Origin of the sequence: Priestia sp. J2 (assembly GCF_020790095.1) — a bacterium.
GTDB classification, from domain to species: Bacteria; Bacillota; Bacilli; order Bacillales; family Bacillaceae_H; genus Priestia; species Priestia zanthoxyli.
This window is the reverse complement of record NZ_CP086208.1, coordinates 4,206,166-4,221,895: the sequence shown is the minus strand read 5'-3', so window position 1 is coordinate 4,221,895 and position 15,730 is coordinate 4,206,166. Positions and strand designations below refer to the sequence as shown.

Genomic DNA, 15,730 nt, shown 5'->3' with positions numbered 1-15,730 from the left:
TAGATTGGAGGCAGGGGAATGTCAAGTTACCATGAATATATGGCAGAGCGGGAAAAGATTGATTTTTTGCTGCAAAAAGGATTTAAAATAACGGCTGTAACAGAGAATCTAAGCGGGGCGTTTGTGACGTTTGAACGCATCGAAAAGAATCAAACCGAACAAGAAACGCTTCATATATTGACGGCGGATGCTAGAAAGTATTTTTCATCCTTACTGATTCAACAAGTATAAAAACGAAGGCTGAGACAAAATTATTTTAGCTGAAGGAAGATCCGAACGATGAATCGTTCGGATTTTTTTATTGGTAGGGTGAACGTAGGTTTCACGTATGCAGGAGCTCCTAGATGTTGATGGAAGTAATTTAGTTATGTCTCAATCCCTTTCTTTGTTTACTAAGACCTATAAGTTTTTTACTATATTGGCTGACAAAAGTGATCCGTTTTTGTGTTTTTTTCGTTTTGGATGTGAAACAAAATAACTAGATATTATCCATTGACTGTATTACAGTTGTTACATTTCGTTTACATCGAAAGAGAAAAGGTTTAGTTATCTAGTAAATTGTAGTAAATATTATAGTAGAACGTTTTCACAATAAATCTATTAAATATAAAAAGGGTGTGACACGGATGGATCAAGCTACGCAGTGTATGACACAAGAAGAAACAAAAATTATTGATAAATTAAAAATGGAAATGTTAAATGCAGTGTCACTACAAGATTTGCGTTTTTATAAAAAAGAAATTCACCGAATTAAAGAACAAGCGGTTAAGCGCCACGGTTTTTTTAATAAATTACAGCAAACGGCTCAGAAGCTGTAACGATCCATTATCGTTACAGCTTTTTTCGTTTCTTTTATTAAATATTTTATTTCTTCTAAATATTTAATATAATGTAAGAAGATATAGCTTTTGTTCTACACATATGCGAAATACGCGTTAATGATCCAGGAGACATGATGTGAAATTCGCTAGGGGCGGTGTTGACTTGAAATCATATTTAACAGTAACAGAGATTTTAACAAGGAAACATTTTGTAAACTGTGAAGTAATAGCTGGAGAGAAAGGGCTTACTAATTCTGTGAAGTGGGTGCACGTGATGGAAGTGACGCGCATTAATGAGCTGCTAAAAGGAAACGAGCTCATTTTATCAACAGGGGTAGGCTGGGGAGAAGATCCTCAATCTTGTTTATCATTTCTTCAGCAATTAATTTCTTGTAAGGCATCAGGACTGTGTATTGAACTTGGCACTTATACTTCTAAGATTCCGCAAATTGTCATTGATAAAGCGAACGAATGTGATTTTCCGATTATTTTATTTCACGAAGAAGTTCCGTTCGTTGAAATTACGCAAGATGTTCACTCACTTTTAATTAATCAGCATTATCAAATGATTTCCGATTTAGAACAGTATTCTCATCGGCTAAATCAGCTGCTGTTAACAGTTAATGACCCGGCCGTTATCTTACAGTGTTTATATGAATCTACGGGGCTTCTTGTCGGCCTTAAAGTTTCAAATGAATTATTTACCTTTGCTCCGGAGATGGACTTACTCAAACAGCAGCTTCTACTTCATTATATAAGCAGGGAAAATGAGAGTCCGCATTTTAATGAGCAGCCTATTCATTTATTAGGACAAGATTATGCTCAGCTGTATGTCGCCTCTATAAATGAAGCGTTAACAGAACTTGAAGTGCTCACCGTTGATCGGACGGCAACTGCACTTGCTCAGCATTTTTTGAAGGACTTGTATGTCGAAGAGAAAAAAAGAGTAGATGAAACTGAATGGATGACGAAATGGATGAACGGAGAGCTAACTCTTGAACAAATAAAAGATTCTATGCACGAGGTGTGTTCAGATTCTCCTATTCGCGGGGGTATCGTTGTTTGCTGTAAGTGGCAAAGACGGGAAAAGTTTGATCGAACGTATTTTAAGCTGATCTTACGAAGCATCTTTGAACAAGAAGGCTTTCACTTATTAGTCTCCGAGCGAAATCGCGAAGTGTTATTTATTCTTTTGAACAAACGAATGGTTAGCACGTGGAGAGAGAGATTAGAAAGCAGCCTTCACCGCTGGATGAATCAATACGAATCGGATGAAAACTCAAAGCGGAACGCTATTAGCTTTATCGGAATTGGCCAATACTGTGAACAGCTTGACTGTATGCATAAAAGCTATGAAACGGCTAAAGAAACAATTTCGATTCAAGAAATGCTGCAAAAACAAACCATTATTCATTTTTATGATGATTTGCATATGTACCGAATTATTTCGCTTTTACATCAGCATGAAGACTTACAGGAAGTGGTGTTTGAATATCTGCAGCCCGTTATTACATATGATGAAACGTACAATGCAAAACTCATGGAAACATTAAAAATTTATTTAGCATGCAACGGATCTAAACAAGAGACGGCTAAGCGTTTATACATTGTGCGGCAAACGCTGTATCACCGCATTGAAAAACTAGAAAAGCTGCTGGGTGAAGATTTTATGGAGCCGGAAAAACGATTGGCGATTGAATTTATGATTATGGCATATGAATATTTGTTTATGATGAAAAAGTCGCGTGCGGAATTTATAAACGGATAAGTAAGCAGCTGGAAACAGCTGTTTTTTTATGTTGAGGATGATTTTACTATATGTTCATTTTAGTTCATGCTTTCTCCGAGTTCACTGCGCAAAATGTGAAACGAGAATCTAGAGTTGTTTCACATTTTGTCTAATGCAACCACCATTTATTTATTCAATAATAAAGGTAGATTTGTCATTTCTTATTTTTTGAGGAGGCCAAGCGATATGTCAGTTGTGAATAATGATACGCAAGTTTTAAAAAATTACGTGGGCGGAAAATGGGTTGATACGGCAGGGCAAAAATTTGGAGAGGTAATTAATCCATCGACGGGCGAAGTAATTGCAAAAGTACCGCTTTCTACAAAAGAAGACGTAGCCAATGCGGTGGAAACAGCGCAAAAAACATTTGAAACATGGCGTAACGTTCCTGCTCCAAAACGAGCAAGATTAATGTTTGCGTTTCAGCATTTACTAGTTAAGCATCACGAAGAGTTAGCGAAATTAGTTGTACAAGAAAACGGCAAGGCTTTTAAAGAAGCTTACGGTGAAGTACAGCGCGGTATTGAATGCGTGGAGTTTGCTGCGGGTGCTCCTACTTTATTAATGGGAGAATCATTAAATAACATAGCGGAAGAAATTGATTCTGAAATGTTCCGTTTCCCACTTGGTGTTGTCGGAGGCATCACACCTTTTAATTTTCCAATGATGGTACCGCTGTGGATGTTCCCGCTTGCCATTGTATGTGGAAATACGTTTGTATTAAAACCGTCTGAGCGAACGCCGCTTTTAGCAACGCGACTTGCTGAACTTTTTACAGAAGCAGGAGCACCGGATGGATTATTAAATATTGTACACGGGGCACATGATGTCGTGAATGGATTAATAGAGCACGAAAAAGTTAAAGCGATTTCATTCGTCGGATCGCAGCCGGTAGCAAAGTATGTTTATGAACAAGCTGCAGCTCAAGGGAAACGAGTTCAGGCTTTATCCGGAGCTAAAAATCATCATGTTGTGATGCCAGACTGCGATATGGATAAAGCGGTATCCCATATTATCAGCTCGGCTTATGGAAGTGCCGGCCAGCGATGCATGGCTTGCAGCGCGGTGGTCGTAGTTGGTGAAAAAGGAGATGAATTCGTCGCGAAATTAAAGCAAAAAGCAGATGAATTAATTATGGGAAGCGGATTTGATGATGAAGTGCTTCTAACGCCCGTGATTCGAAAAGAGCACCGTGATAAGGTGCTGGATTATATTGAACTTGGCATGAAAGAAGGGGCGAAACTCATTCGTGACGGACGTAAAGAAATGGATGAACATGCAGAAGGAAATTTCTTAGGAGCAACCATTTTTGACCGCGTAACTCCTGATATGACCATTGCTAAAGAAGAGATTTTTGCACCTGTACTAAGCTTGCTTCGCGCTGACACATTAGATGAAGCACTTCGCTATATGGAAAAATCTCGTTTTGGAAATGGAGCAACGATTTATACAAAAGATGCAAAAGCGGTGCGTCAATTTAGAGAAGAAGCAGATGCGGGTATGCTCGGCATTAACGTAGGAGTACCTGCTACGATGGCCTTCTTCCCATTCTCCGGCTGGAAAGACTCTTTTTACGGAGATTTGCATGTAAACGGCAAAGACGGTTTGAACTTCTTTACACGTAAAAAGATGGTTACATCACGCTTTGACTTTTAACATATAGATGAATATAGCAAGTGGCTTCGGCATTTTGTCGAAGTCTTTTCATACAGAAAAAAATACCGCGCTAGCGATTTGGGAGTGGATAAGATGGTACAGGTCAGTCAAAATGAAAAAGATCTGCGTGCAAAAGATGAGCAGTATGTATGGCATGGAATGAAACCATACAGTCCGGATGCAACGATGGTAGCTACAAAAGCAAAAGGTGCTTGGATTACAGATGAACAAGGAAATCGCTATTTAGATGCAATGGCAGGGCTTTGGTGTGTAAATACCGGGTATGGACGGGATGAGTTAGCGCTCGCAGCTTACGAGCAGCTAAAAGAACTGGCTTATTTTCCGCTCACTCAATCTCACGTACCTGCTATCAAACTAGCAGAGAAGCTAAATGAAATGCTAGGTGATGACTATGTTATCTTCTTTTCAAATAGCGGATCTGAAGCAAATGAAACGGCTTTTAAAATTGTGCGTCAATACCATCAGCAAAAAGGAGAGCATTCTCGCTACAAATTTATTTCGCGTTACCGAGGGTATCACGGAAATTCAATGGGCGCACTAGCAGCAACGGGCCAAGCTCAGCGTAAATATAAATATGAACCGCTTGCTCCTGGCTTTATTCACGTTGCGCCGCCTGATTCATACCGAGGGCAAGATGACTACCATGCGCCAAAAGAAGAGCTTCAATCTGTAAAAGATATTGACAATGTCATGACATGGGAGCTAAGCGAAACGATTGCCGCTGTTATTATGGAGCCAATTATTACAGGTGGAGGAATTCTTTTACCGCCTCAAAATTATATGAAAGGCGTAAAAGAAACGTGTGAAAAACACGGTGCACTTCTAATTGTAGATGAAGTTATTTGCGGCTTTGGACGTACAGGAGAAGCCTTTGGTTTTATGAACTACGATGTAAAACCAGATATCATTACCATGGCAAAAGGAATTACAAGCGCATATCTTCCGCTCTCGGCAACTGCTGTTAAAAAAGAAATCTATGAAGCGTTCAAAGATAGCGATCAGTACGAGTATTTTCGTCACGTTAATACATTTGGAGGAAGCCCGGCTGCGTGTGCACTGGCATTAAAGAATTTAGAAATTATGGAAAGAGAAAATCTGTTTGATCGTTCTAAACAGCTCGGGGCTTACGTATTAAGTGAGCTAACGCCGCTTATTGATAGCCACCCATACGTTGGAGATGTAAGAGGTAAAGGGCTTTTAATCGGAATTGAACTTGTAGCTGATAAGCAAACGAAGGAACCGCTAGACGTTAATCTTGTAAATGAAGTGATTGCTAAATGTAAAAGCAAAGGAGTCATTATTGGGAAAAATGGAGCAACGGTAGCCGGCTATAATAATGTTCTCACGCTCTCGCCGCCGCTCAACATTGAGGAAAGTGATATTGAGCTGTTATTAGCTACTATTACGTATGCGCTTGACAGCATCAAATAGGTAAGTTTGCAAAAAGCCTGTATAATATACTTACAGGCTTTTTGTGCGTGTGAAGGAGGAAGTAGAAAATGGAATTGTTATTTTTAGGAACGGGTGCAGGAGTACCAGCAAAACAGCGGAATGTTTCATCTCTTGCGCTCGAACTTTTGCAAGAAAGAGGGGCGGTGTGGCTTTTTGATTGCGGAGAAGCAACGCAGCATCAAATTTTACATACAACCGTTAAACCGAGACGAATTGAGAAAATTTTTATTACGCACCTTCACGGTGATCATATTTATGGCTTACCTGGACTCCTTGGAAGCCGTTCGTTTCAAGGCGGAGAATCGCTGCTTACTGTATACGGGCCAAAAGGAATTAAAGAATTTATTGAAGTCACGCTGGCTGTAAGTCAAACTCATCTGCAATATCCTCTAGAGGTTGTTGAAATAGAAGAGGAAAGTGAAAGTGGAACGATTTTTGAAGATGAAACTTTTTCAGTGAAGTTTGGCAAACTTGAACATGGCATTTTATCTTATGGATATCGCGTTGTCGAAAAAGATTTGCCAGGGTCACTGGACGTTCAGCGTTTAAGAGAAATGAATATTCCCCCAGGGCCTCATTATCAGCAGTTAAAAGAAGGGAAAGAAGTAGTATTAAAAGATGGGCGTCTAATCAATGGACAAGAGTTTGTAGGAGAACCTAAAAAAGGGAAGGTCATCACGGTTTTAGGAGATACAAGAAGGTGCACGCAAAGTGTTCAGCTTGCTATGCATGCGAATGTGTTAATCCATGAAGCTACGTTTGCAGCGGGAGACGAGGAGCTTGCTTACAACTATTTTCATTCTACTGCAAAAGAAGCCGCTGAAATTGCTAAAACAGCATCGGCCGAGCGTCTTATTTTATCTCATATCAGTTCGCGTTACCAAGGAGACGCAGTCAGCCAGTTAGCAGAAGGAGCAAAAGAAATTTTTCCGAATACCGATATAGCAGAAGACTTAAAAAGGTTTACGATTTCATAAAAAAAGCCGAGGATATCCTCGGCTTTTTTTACCATCCGCGTTCGTACTGAACGGGTGCTGAAAGTGTTTCATTTAATTCTTTTGCCGCCGTGCGCGGGAAGTACGGATCGCGCAGAAGTTCGCGCGCAACAAAAATTAAATCAGCGCGTTCGCTTTGTAAAACCTCTTCAGCTTGTCGTCCAGTTGTAATTAATCCAACTGCGCCTGTATCAATATTTGCCTGCTGCTTAATTTTATCTGCAAACGGAACTTGATAGCCAGGGTATACGTTAATTGGAGCATGTACAAGAGCACCGGAACTAACGTCAATTAAGTCGACGCCTTGTTCTTTCATCCATTTTGCAAATACAACGTGATCATCGACTGTTAATCCGCCTTCTGTATAGTCAGAAGCAGAAACACGGACAAATAAAGGACCGTCCCACTCTGTTTTCACAGCGTCAATAATTTCCTTTAAGAAACGATAGCGGTTTTCTGCGCTGCCGCCATATTCGTCGCTGCGTTTATTGCTTAGCGGTGATAGGAATTGATGTACTAAATAACCGTGTGCCGCGTGAAGCTCGATAATATCAAATCCAGCTTCCTTTGAGCGTCGAGCGCTTTCTTTAAAGGCAGAAATCGTTTCATGAATTTGTTCTGTGGTCATTTCCACAGGTTTTTTACTTTTATCATCAAAAGCAATCGCAGAAGGAGCATAAATATCGCCTTCAACAGTTGCTTTACGTCCTGCGTGTGCAAGTTGAATGGCCGTTTTTGCACCGTTTTCTTTTAGCTGTGTCACAAGTTTTGTTAATCCATCTCTTTGCTCATCATTCCAAATCCCTAAGTCTTGAGCTGAAATACAACCTTGTGGGACGACAGCTGAGGCTTCAACCATAATGAGACCTACTTGTCCAACCGCGCGAGTTGTGTAGTGAACCATATGAAAGTCGGTTACTACTCCGTCTTCTTTTTCGCATGAATACATGCACATTGGTGACATTACAATTCGGTTTTTTAATGTTACGTCTTTCACTGTATAAGGTGAAAATAGTTTTGTTGTCATTCGGTTTAACCTCCAATTATTTCGATACTCTAAACAAAAGTTATTATATCACCGCATTGAAATATCTTTCACATAATCTGCTTATCCATTTTTAATCATAAAAAAACCTCTTTCTTTTTTTAGAAAGAGGTGAACCTTTACGAACGTTTACTCGAGATTTTTTCGTCAATCGTATCTCCTAAATATTTAGAGCGAATGGTAGCTTGTTCAATACACTGCATCATCGCTTCTTGGAAGTTATGAGAAATAAGCTGTTCGATTCCTGCTTCTGTTGTACCGCCAGGACTCATAACTTCTTTTCGAAGTACGGCCGGTGTTTTAGGTGACTGTTTCAGCATTTCTGCAGCACCGATAAGCGTTTGAAGAATTAGTTCATTTGACACTGACGTATCCAAGCCTTGTTTTTCAGCTGCTTTTTCCATTGCTTCTACTAAATAATAGACATACGCTGGGCCGCTTCCAGATAGTCCTGTTACAGCGTGAAGCTGCTCTTCCTCTACAGTTGTAACCGTACCAATCGTTTCAAATAAAGCAGTAGTAACGTTCATATGCTCCGCTGTAGCAAACTTCCCGGGTGCAATGGCTGTAGCCGATAATCCAATAGAAGCAGATGTATTTGGCATAGCTCTTACAACCGCTACTTCTTGGTCAAACAAGTTTACAATTGTGGCAGTCGATACACCCGCTAAAACAGAGAGAACGAGGTGATGGGGACGAATATAGGACTTAATCGTATTGATGCTTTCGGCTACGTCTTTTGGTTTAATAGCAAGCACGACGATATCGCTTTTTTCTATGAACAAGGCATGATTACGCGTAATGTTAATTCCATAGGCGTTTCGAAGTTCGTGAAGTCTTTTATCGCTGCTATGATTTGTTACGGTGATTTGATTGGGGCGAAGCTTTTTATCTGACAGCAGCCCTGAGATCATGGCTTCAGCCATTGATCCAGCTCCAATAAAGGCGATGTTTAAATCCGTTTTCATTAAAATTTCCTCCAGTCATTTGCTATCCAATGAAAACAGATACTGAAATTTCAGTATCTGTTAAAGGTTTGTGTTTGTGTATCTCTTCTTTATAAAATGCATAGTTATCTAAAGATATGAATAAAACTTCACTATATTTCTGTCATTATGCAATGAAAAAGAGAGGGATGTCAATGTAATTTTCAGAAAACGAAAGCAATTGTATAAATAAGGGGAAAAATCGTGTAAACTTAAAAGAAAATGCGATGGTAAAGGAGCAAAAATACAGATGAATGAGCAATTGTATAAAATTGTGCTGCCTACTCCTTTTGCGGTAGGAGATGTGAATGTTTTTGTTATAAAAGGTCAGACCGTTACGCTAATCGATGCTGGTATTAAAACGGAGGCAGCGTGGTCTGTATTTAAAGAAAAGCTTAATGAAATAGGATTAAAACCAGATGATATTAAACAAGTTGTCCTAACTCATCACCATCCTGATCACGTAGGAATGCTTGATTTTTTTGATAAAGATATCGCCATAGTCGGTCATGCGAAAAATCAGCCTTGGATCTCTCAGAATCCGGATTTTTTTGAGTGGTACGATGCGTTTTTTGAAGATCACTTTATGAAAGCGGGCGTAGATGAAAGATTTCGCCCCTATTTAAAACGTTTAAAAGCATCAATGAAGTATTCATGTCACCGTTCTCTTACGACTTCTGTGCAGGAAGGAGATTACATTCCGGGCCTAGAGAGTTGGAAAGTGCTTGAAGTGCCCGGTCATGCTCAAAGCCATATTGCATTATACAATGAAAAAACAGCGGTTATGATTGGAGGAGATTTGCTGTTAAAGCATATTTCATCTAATCCGCTTATTGAACCTCCTATGAAACCAAGCGGCGAGCGGCCTAAAACGCTTCTTCAATATAATCATTCGTTAAGACGTCTGCTTGACTTAGAGATAAGCTGTATCTATACAGGTCATGGAGATGAAGTATTACATGTCCGTGAACTTGTACAAGAGAGGTTACAAAAGCAAAGCGACCGAGCGGATAAAGTGCTTAGCATGATAAAAGAACGCCCTCAAACAGCGTTTGATATTTGCAAACAGCTATTTCCTACTATTTATGAAAAAGAACTAGGGCTAACTCTTTCTGAAACAATTGGTCAGCTCGATTTTTTAGAAGATGCAAATAAAATCAGTACACATGAAAAGGAAAGTACGCTTATTTATTCTGTGTGCTCTTAACTTACAAAAAAGGTGTGTTATATTTGAAATCCTCGTTAAAGAACCAACATGTCGTGATTACAGGCGCTTCAGGAGGTCTTGGAGAACATTTAGCTTATGAAGTGGCCAAAAGAGGGGGCGTCCCCGTTTTACTTGCACGTACAGAAGAAAAGCTGCAGCGAGTAGCTGAGCAAATTAATCAAAAGTATGGGATTACCTCTTACATATATAAAGCTGACGTAGCGAACGTAGAGGAAGTCAGAAGTGTTGTTCAGAAAATGATAAGTGAAATTAAGCGTGTTGATGTGCTGATTAATAATGCAGGCTTTGGTGTATTTGAAGAAGTGAAAGAAGCATCCATTTCGACAATTGCATCAATGTTTCAAGTCAATGTTATTGGATTAATTGCATGTACACAAGAAATTTTAGCTTATATGCTAAAAGAAAACAAAGGACATATTATTAACATTGCTTCTCAAGCAGGCAAACTAGCAACGCCTAAATCCAGTGGCTATTCAGCTTCTAAACATGCCGTGCTAGGGTTTACCAACAGCCTGCGAATGGAATTAGCAAAAACGGATATCTATGTAACCGCAGTGAATCCAGGTCCTATTCAAACCAACTTTTTTTCAATAGCGGATCAGTCAGGAAACTATGAAAAAAGTGTAGAAAAGTTTATGTTAAAACCTCAATACGTAGCTGAAAAAACGGTCAATATTATTGGGAAATCAAAACGAGAAGTCAACTTGCCTAAGTGGATGAACATGGGTTCGAAGGTGTATCAGCTTGCCCCGGGGCTCGTAGAAAAATTGGCAGGGGATGCGTTTAATAGAAAATAACCTGTGCTTTAATCACAGGTTATCAATGTTTTTCGTTAATGCTTTCGTTCAGTAAAGCTGTATTTCTATGAATCTACTGCTCGTCTAAAACTTTTGCAGCGCGCACACAAGAGTCGAATTTTCCTTTATGATTTCCGTCGCAAAAGGGCATCTTTTGCGACTGGCCACATCGGCATAGTGAAAATGTCGGCTTTGTTTCAAATTTATTGCCGTCTGCATCAATTAATTCAACGTCTCCAGTGACACGGAAAGAACCGTTATCCATTACTTTAATTTGTACTTTTGACATAGAAAAACCTCCTTTTTGTACACACCTATATGAAGCGCCAGAGTTTAATGAAAGCAAGATGTGTATTATACTCATTATATAAGCAATTTTCGTTTGTTTATACAATTAGTTTAAAAGGAGTTAAAGGAAAATGAATATTACCTTTACAGATAAAGCAATAACAAAAATACAAGAAAAGTACGGAAAAGATTCTTCACTATATTTAAAATTGAAATACGATACGGATGGATGCGGCTGTGTGGTGAGCGGTGTAACGACGCTATGGATTGTTGATGAAAAAGAGAGCGATGATGTGACCATCGAGACGAATTTTGTTCCCGTTCTTGTCGAAAAAACAAAGCAAGTATTTCTAGATGATAATATGACGGTTGACTACAATGAAAGTGCATATGCGTTTATGCTAAAATGTCCTTCTCAAATTTTAAATCCGCGCATGTCATTCATCGATAAAACAAAAGAAGCGCTTTAATGCGCTTCTTTTTGTATTTTTTCTAAAAATGATTCAATAACTTGTTCATATTCCCCTGGATTATCAGCATACGAGCGGGCATGAGTGCCTACAGGTGCCAAATACATCCGTTTTGCACCCATTTTTTTGGCATGCAGCTGCTCCGTCATTTTAGGAAGAATATAGTCATCTTCTTTACTATGGATAAACAGAACAGGATGTTTTATTTGATCTACGACTGAAATGGGGGATACGTCTTTAAATGAATAGCCTTCTCGCCATTTTAAAATAATATTGGCTGCTGGCATCACAAGCTGTTTGGGCAGATGGAAATCTTGTTTTAAGCGATAGGCAAGAAGTTCTTCCAAGTCTGAAAAAGGGCAGTCGACAATATAAAAATCAGCTCCGTCTTCCATTCCAGCATACAAAAGAGTGGTCGCAGCTCCCATAGACTCCCCGTGAATCCCAAGGGAAATAGTTGAACCGAATTGTTCTTTTACCCAGTGAACAACAGATTGAAGGTCCAGCTTTTCATAATAGCCGTAGCTCGTTGTTTTCCCTTCAGACTTGCCGTGACGGCGATGATCATAAAGAACGACGTTCCATCCAAGCTTCAGAAAAAGCCGAGCATATTTCATAGAATTCAGTGAATGAACTGTGACTCCATGTGAAAGAATCATAAATCGGTTGTTATCGTGTTGTTTAATAACGGTTCCAGCTATGTTATAGCCTAGAGAAGAAGGAAGTACAAATGCTTCTTTAGGAAGAGTGCTATAGACTTTCTCATCATAAAAGCCATCTTCCGTATCGCGGTCAATAATAACTTTGTCGGTCTTTTTACGGATGTACATCATTTGATTTGTAAAAAAGATGCCAAGAGCGGCAAATGCTCCGAGAACGCTTCCTACTAATAATAGCCATTTTTTCATGATTAGCGGCTCCTTTTGTTAATATAGCTATTAGTTATTATAGCATCGCTCTCATAAAAACCTAATTTTTAACGCTGTGCAAATAAAGAGTATTGCTTGCTTTCAATCGGTCTTGAAATGTAAGGAGCGATAAAATCGACCGCTTCGAGCAGCTTTTCTTCATTAATAGAAGTGGAAATACCCATTTCATGAAGCATAAAGACAAGATCTTCGGTAGCTACGTTTCCCGTTGCTCCCTTAGCAAATGGACATCCTCCTAGCCCGCCAGCGGATGAATCGAACCTGTTAATACCGGCTTGCAGAGCTGCATAGATATTGGCAATAGCCAATCCTCTCGTATCGTGAAAGTGCGCAGCAAGTAGCGTGTGGGAAAAACTTTGTTTTAATTTCGAGAAAAGTGAAAATACATCTTTAGGATTTGCCATGCCAATTGTATCGGCAACGCTTAGCTCATCTACTCCAGCTTCCACAAAGCTTTCGCAAAGGCTCAGCACGTCACGTTCATTTATTTTTCCTTCATATGGGCAATAAAAGGCGGTGGAAATGCAGGTGCGAATAAAACATTCTTGCTGCTTAAGCTGCTGAATGAGAGGAAGCAGCGTTTGGACAGCTTCTTCGGTGTTTTTGTTAATATTTTTTTGATTAAAAGTATCGCTTACGCCAATAAAAAGCGCAACCGAGCGGCAATCAGCTTGCAGTGCCTTTTCCAAGCCTTTTTGATTCGGCACCAGTACAATGTTTCGGCATGTATCAGGCTGGAATATAGGTGCAATAGTAGAAGCATCTTTCATTTGAGGAACCCATTTTGGAGAAACAAAGGATGTAATTTCGATTTCAGATAGTCCAGCTTCTTTTAATTTTTTGATAAAATTAATTTTTTTATCAGTTGGAACAAAATTTTTTTCATTTTGAAGTCCATCTCGTGGACCAACTTCTATAATTGTTACTTTTTCAGGAAATCCCATAAACCGCTCTCCTCCCACAATGTAAACGCTTACTAATATTTATTTTAATTCTAAAAAATTAAAATTCAATAAAAATTATAAATTTTTACAAAAAAAGAGGAATTTCGCAAGCGATGTCGAAATTAATACAAGTGACAGTTAATCACAGTAATCAAACAGTAAGGAGAGGTTTTCGACATGGGTCAAACAGAAGTAGTCATTGTAAGCGCTGTACGTACAGCAATCGGCAGCTTTGGGGGAAGCTTACAAAATGTATCCGCAACAACTTTAGGTGGTACTGTAATTAAAGAAGCTTTAAACAAAGCAGGGGTATCAGCAAACGAAGTAGATGAAGTTATTATGGGAAATGTCTTACAAGCAGGTTTAGGACAAAATCCAGCACGACAAGCAACTTTAGCAGCAGGGTTACCTGAAACTGTTTCAGCATTAACCATCAATAAAGTATGCGGATCAGGACTAAAAGCAGTACATCTCGCTACACAGGCGATTCTTGCTGGGGATGCTGATGTGATTGTTGCTGGTGGAATGGAAAACATGAGCCAAGCACCATACCTATTAAAAAATGCACGCAACGGGTTTAAAATGGGCGATCAAAAAGTAGTCGACAGCATGATCCAAGATGGATTATGGTGTGCATTTAACGACTACCATATGGGCGTTACAGCTGAAAACCTGTGTGATAAATATGAAATTACTCGCGACGAACAAGATGCATTTGCAGCTTCAAGTCAGCAAAAAGCAGAAGCAGCTATTCAATCTGGCCGTTTCGCAGATGAAATTGTGCCAGTAGAAGTGCCTGGAAGAAAAGGCCAAGTAACAATTTTTGAACAAGATGAGTTCCCACGCGCAGGCACAACGGCTGAAAGTCTAGGAAAGCTACGTCCAGCTTTCAAAAAAGACGGTTCAGTAACAGCTGGTAATGCATCTGGTATCAATGACGGTGCAGCTGCAGTAGTGGTAATGAGCCGTAAAAAAGCAGACGAGTTAGGCCTAACACCATTAGTGTCTATTAAAGCTAATGCAACTGCTGGAGTAGACCCAAGCATTATGGGAATCGGTCCTGTAAGCGCAGTGAAAAAGGCGCTTGAAAGAGCTGCTGTTTCATTAGAAGACGTTCAACTAGTAGAAGCAAACGAAGCATTCGCTGCACAGTCAATCGCTGTGGATCGTGAACTTCAATTTAACCATGATATTTTAAATGTAAACGGTGGAGCAATTGCGCTTGGACATCCTATTGGTGCAAGTGGTACACGTGTCCTGGTTTCACTTATTCATGAAATGCAAAAACGCGACGCAAAACTTGGTTTAGCAACGTTATGTATTGGCGGAGGCCAAGGTGTTGCAACAATCGTTGAACGTCCTTAATTTTTGATATAGCTTTAACAAACATTAAAGCTATATCACAACGCCACAGATTCCAAACATACTGCTTTGGAACTCGTGGCGTTTTTGTTTTTCTTTGAATTTTGTCTACTAATATAACTTTTTTGACAAAAAAATGATTAAATTATAATTTTTAGTTATATATATATTTAAAAAGAAATAAAAATCTTTTATAATAGATTAGAAAGCGTTTTCAAAAATAACGAAGGGGTGGTTATGTATGAAACAAGTACATACGTCGTTTAAAGAAGCGGTGAAAGATATTCACGACGGTGCTACGATGATGGTCGGTGGTTTTGGTTTATGTGGAATTCCGGAGAATTTGATTTTAGCGTTAGTTGAAACAGGGGTAAAAGATTTAACCGTAATTTCAAATAACTGCGGCGTAGACGACTGGGGACTTGGACTGCTTCTGAAAAACAAACAAATTAAAAAGATGATTGGCTCTTACGTGGGAGAAAATAAAGAGTTTGAAAGACAAGTATTGTCAGGAGAAATTGAAGTAGAATTGCTACCTCAAGGCACGCTAGCTGAAAAGATTCGCGCCGGCGGAGCGGGCATACCTGCATTTTATACACCAGCGGGAGTGGGAACACCCATTGCTGAAGGAAAAGAAGTTCGTGTGTTTGATGGGAAAGAATATTTACTAGAAGAGGCGTTAAAAGCTGATTTTAGTTTGGTTAGAGCTTGGAAAGCCGATCATATGGGGAATTTAGTGTATAACAAGACAGCGCGCAATTTCAGCCCAATGATTGCAGCAGCAGGAAAAGTGACGATAGCAGAAGTAGAGGAACTTCATCCAACAGGTTCACTTGATCCAAATATTATCCACACACCTAGTGTATATGTTCAATCGTTAATTATTGGTGAACAAGAAAAACGTATTGAGCGTTTAACCGTTCAAAAATAACAAAAGGGGAGAGATT

At 39.4% G+C, this 15,730-nt stretch carries 16 protein-coding genes; 11 read left to right on the top strand and 5 right to left on the bottom strand.

Features of this window, described 5'->3' with window-relative positions; genetic code table 11:
- The first annotated feature begins 18 nt into the window (after window positions 1–18).
- The 6 genes from LJY09_RS21850 (at window position 19) to rnz (ending at window position 6,716) form a co-directional block, all read left to right on the top strand.
- Window positions 19–231, top strand: a complete 213-nt coding sequence (locus LJY09_RS21850) for a hypothetical protein (protein ID WP_028411568.1) — start codon at window positions 19–21, stop codon at window positions 229–231.
- Between the two features lie 395 nt (window positions 232–626).
- The gene (locus LJY09_RS21845) at window positions 627–818 is read left to right on the top strand and encodes a hypothetical protein (RefSeq protein WP_013059103.1); all 192 of its coding nucleotides are present in this window, start codon (window positions 627–629) and stop codon (window positions 816–818) included.
- A gap of 139 nt (window positions 819–957) precedes the next feature.
- Window positions 958–2,589: a PucR family transcriptional regulator gene (locus tag LJY09_RS21840; protein WP_034327230.1), complete on the top strand. Its 1,632-nt coding sequence runs from the start codon at window positions 958–960 to the stop codon at window positions 2,587–2,589.
- A gap of 207 nt (window positions 2,590–2,796) precedes the next feature.
- Window positions 2,797–4,266, top strand: a complete 1,470-nt coding sequence (locus tag LJY09_RS21835) for a CoA-acylating methylmalonate-semialdehyde dehydrogenase (RefSeq protein ID WP_228307425.1) — start codon at window positions 2,797–2,799, stop codon at window positions 4,264–4,266.
- A 93-nt stretch (window positions 4,267–4,359) separates the two neighbouring features.
- A complete protein-coding gene (locus LJY09_RS21830) occupies window positions 4,360–5,718 on the top strand; it encodes an aspartate aminotransferase family protein (protein ID WP_028411565.1) in 1,359 nt (452 codons plus the stop codon).
- Window positions 5,719–5,786: 68 nt separating this feature from the next.
- On the top strand, window positions 5,787–6,716 hold the full coding sequence (gene rnz / locus LJY09_RS21825) for a ribonuclease Z (RefSeq protein ID WP_028411564.1): 930 nt from the start codon (window positions 5,787–5,789) through the stop codon (window positions 6,714–6,716).
- Window positions 6,717–6,744: 28 nt separating this feature from the next.
- Here rnz and namA read toward each other — a convergent pair whose 3' ends face one another.
- Both namA and proI read right to left on the bottom strand, forming a co-directional pair.
- Window positions 6,745–7,761, bottom strand: a complete 1,017-nt coding sequence (gene namA, locus LJY09_RS21820; protein WP_228307424.1) for an NADPH dehydrogenase NamA — start codon at window positions 7,759–7,761, stop codon at window positions 6,745–6,747.
- 137 nt (window positions 7,762–7,898) lie between these two features.
- The gene (proI, locus tag LJY09_RS21815; protein ID WP_028411562.1) at window positions 7,899–8,747 is read right to left on the bottom strand and encodes a pyrroline-5-carboxylate reductase ProI; all 849 of its coding nucleotides are present in this window, start codon (window positions 8,745–8,747) and stop codon (window positions 7,899–7,901) included.
- A gap of 268 nt (window positions 8,748–9,015) precedes the next feature.
- Here proI and LJY09_RS21810 point away from each other — a divergent pair, with 268 nt between their 5' ends.
- Window positions 9,016–9,972, top strand: coding sequence for an MBL fold metallo-hydrolase (locus LJY09_RS21810; protein WP_028411561.1), 957 nt, complete (start codon window positions 9,016–9,018; stop codon window positions 9,970–9,972).
- A 23-nt stretch (window positions 9,973–9,995) separates the two neighbouring features.
- Complete coding sequence (locus LJY09_RS21805; protein WP_028411560.1) at window positions 9,996–10,790, top strand: SDR family NAD(P)-dependent oxidoreductase; 795 nt, start codon at window positions 9,996–9,998, stop codon at window positions 10,788–10,790.
- A 73-nt stretch (window positions 10,791–10,863) separates the two neighbouring features.
- On the opposite strand, the gene LJY09_RS21800 is transcribed toward LJY09_RS21805, so the two are convergent.
- Entirely contained in the window at window positions 10,864–11,079 is a 216-nt protein-coding gene (locus LJY09_RS21800) for a CDGSH iron-sulfur domain-containing protein (RefSeq protein WP_028410691.1), read from the bottom strand.
- Window positions 11,080–11,209: 130 nt separating this feature from the next.
- On the opposite strand from LJY09_RS21800, the gene LJY09_RS21795 reads away from it, so the two are divergent.
- Window positions 11,210–11,548: an iron-sulfur cluster biosynthesis family protein gene (locus LJY09_RS21795; protein WP_028411559.1), complete on the top strand. Its 339-nt coding sequence runs from the start codon at window positions 11,210–11,212 to the stop codon at window positions 11,546–11,548.
- On the opposite strand, the gene LJY09_RS21790 is transcribed toward LJY09_RS21795, so the two are convergent.
- Together LJY09_RS21790 and LJY09_RS21785 are read right to left on the bottom strand one after the other, a co-directional pair.
- Window positions 11,545–12,456 (bottom strand): alpha/beta hydrolase, encoded by a 912-nt coding sequence (locus LJY09_RS21790; protein WP_028411558.1) that lies wholly within the window; start codon window positions 12,454–12,456, stop codon window positions 11,545–11,547. The two genes, LJY09_RS21795 and LJY09_RS21790, sit on opposite strands and share 4 nt — an antisense overlap.
- Before the next feature lie 68 nt (window positions 12,457–12,524).
- Window positions 12,525–13,421, bottom strand: coding sequence for a hydroxymethylglutaryl-CoA lyase (locus tag LJY09_RS21785; RefSeq protein ID WP_028411557.1), 897 nt, complete (start codon window positions 13,419–13,421; stop codon window positions 12,525–12,527).
- Window positions 13,422–13,598: 177 nt separating this feature from the next.
- Between LJY09_RS21785 and LJY09_RS21780 the strand changes: the two genes are divergently transcribed.
- Both LJY09_RS21780 and LJY09_RS21775 read left to right on the top strand, forming a co-directional pair.
- Entirely contained in the window at window positions 13,599–14,786 is a 1,188-nt protein-coding gene (locus LJY09_RS21780) for an acetyl-CoA C-acetyltransferase (RefSeq protein WP_028411556.1), read from the top strand.
- 238 nt (window positions 14,787–15,024) lie between these two features.
- Complete coding sequence (locus LJY09_RS21775) at window positions 15,025–15,714, top strand: CoA transferase subunit A (protein ID WP_028411555.1); 690 nt, start codon at window positions 15,025–15,027, stop codon at window positions 15,712–15,714.
- Window positions 15,715–15,730 lie beyond the last annotated feature (16 nt).

Excerpts from the sequence above, each read along its gene's own strand:
- LJY09_RS21830 (WP_028411565.1), top strand. The coding sequence starts at position 4,360 with ATGGTACAGGTCAGTCAAAATGAAAAAGATCTGCGTGCAAAAGATGAG.
- LJY09_RS21775 (WP_028411555.1), top strand. The coding sequence starts at position 15,025 with ATGAAACAAGTACATACGTCGTTTAAAGAAGCGGTGAAAGATATTCAC.
- LJY09_RS21835 (WP_228307425.1), top strand. The coding sequence starts at position 2,797 with ATGTCAGTTGTGAATAATGATACGCAAGTTTTAAAAAATTACGTGGGC.
- LJY09_RS21795 (WP_028411559.1), top strand. The coding sequence starts at position 11,210 with ATGAATATTACCTTTACAGATAAAGCAATAACAAAAATACAAGAAAAG.
- proI (WP_028411562.1), bottom strand. The coding sequence starts at position 8,747 with ATGAAAACGGATTTAAACATCGCCTTTATTGGAGCTGGATCAATGGCT.
- LJY09_RS21810 (WP_028411561.1), top strand. The coding sequence starts at position 9,016 with ATGAATGAGCAATTGTATAAAATTGTGCTGCCTACTCCTTTTGCGGTA.
- LJY09_RS21850 (WP_028411568.1), top strand. The coding sequence starts at position 19 with ATGTCAAGTTACCATGAATATATGGCAGAGCGGGAAAAGATTGATTTT.
- LJY09_RS21780 (WP_028411556.1), top strand. The coding sequence starts at position 13,599 with ATGGGTCAAACAGAAGTAGTCATTGTAAGCGCTGTACGTACAGCAATC.
- LJY09_RS21785 (WP_028411557.1), bottom strand. The coding sequence starts at position 13,421 with ATGGGATTTCCTGAAAAAGTAACAATTATAGAAGTTGGTCCACGAGAT.
- rnz (WP_028411564.1), top strand. The coding sequence starts at position 5,787 with ATGGAATTGTTATTTTTAGGAACGGGTGCAGGAGTACCAGCAAAACAG.
- LJY09_RS21845 (WP_013059103.1), top strand. The coding sequence starts at position 627 with ATGGATCAAGCTACGCAGTGTATGACACAAGAAGAAACAAAAATTATT.
- LJY09_RS21790 (WP_028411558.1), bottom strand. The coding sequence starts at position 12,456 with ATGAAAAAATGGCTATTATTAGTAGGAAGCGTTCTCGGAGCATTTGCC.
- namA (WP_228307424.1), bottom strand. The coding sequence starts at position 7,761 with ATGACAACAAAACTATTTTCACCTTATACAGTGAAAGACGTAACATTA.
- LJY09_RS21800 (WP_028410691.1), bottom strand. The coding sequence starts at position 11,079 with ATGTCAAAAGTACAAATTAAAGTAATGGATAACGGTTCTTTCCGTGTC.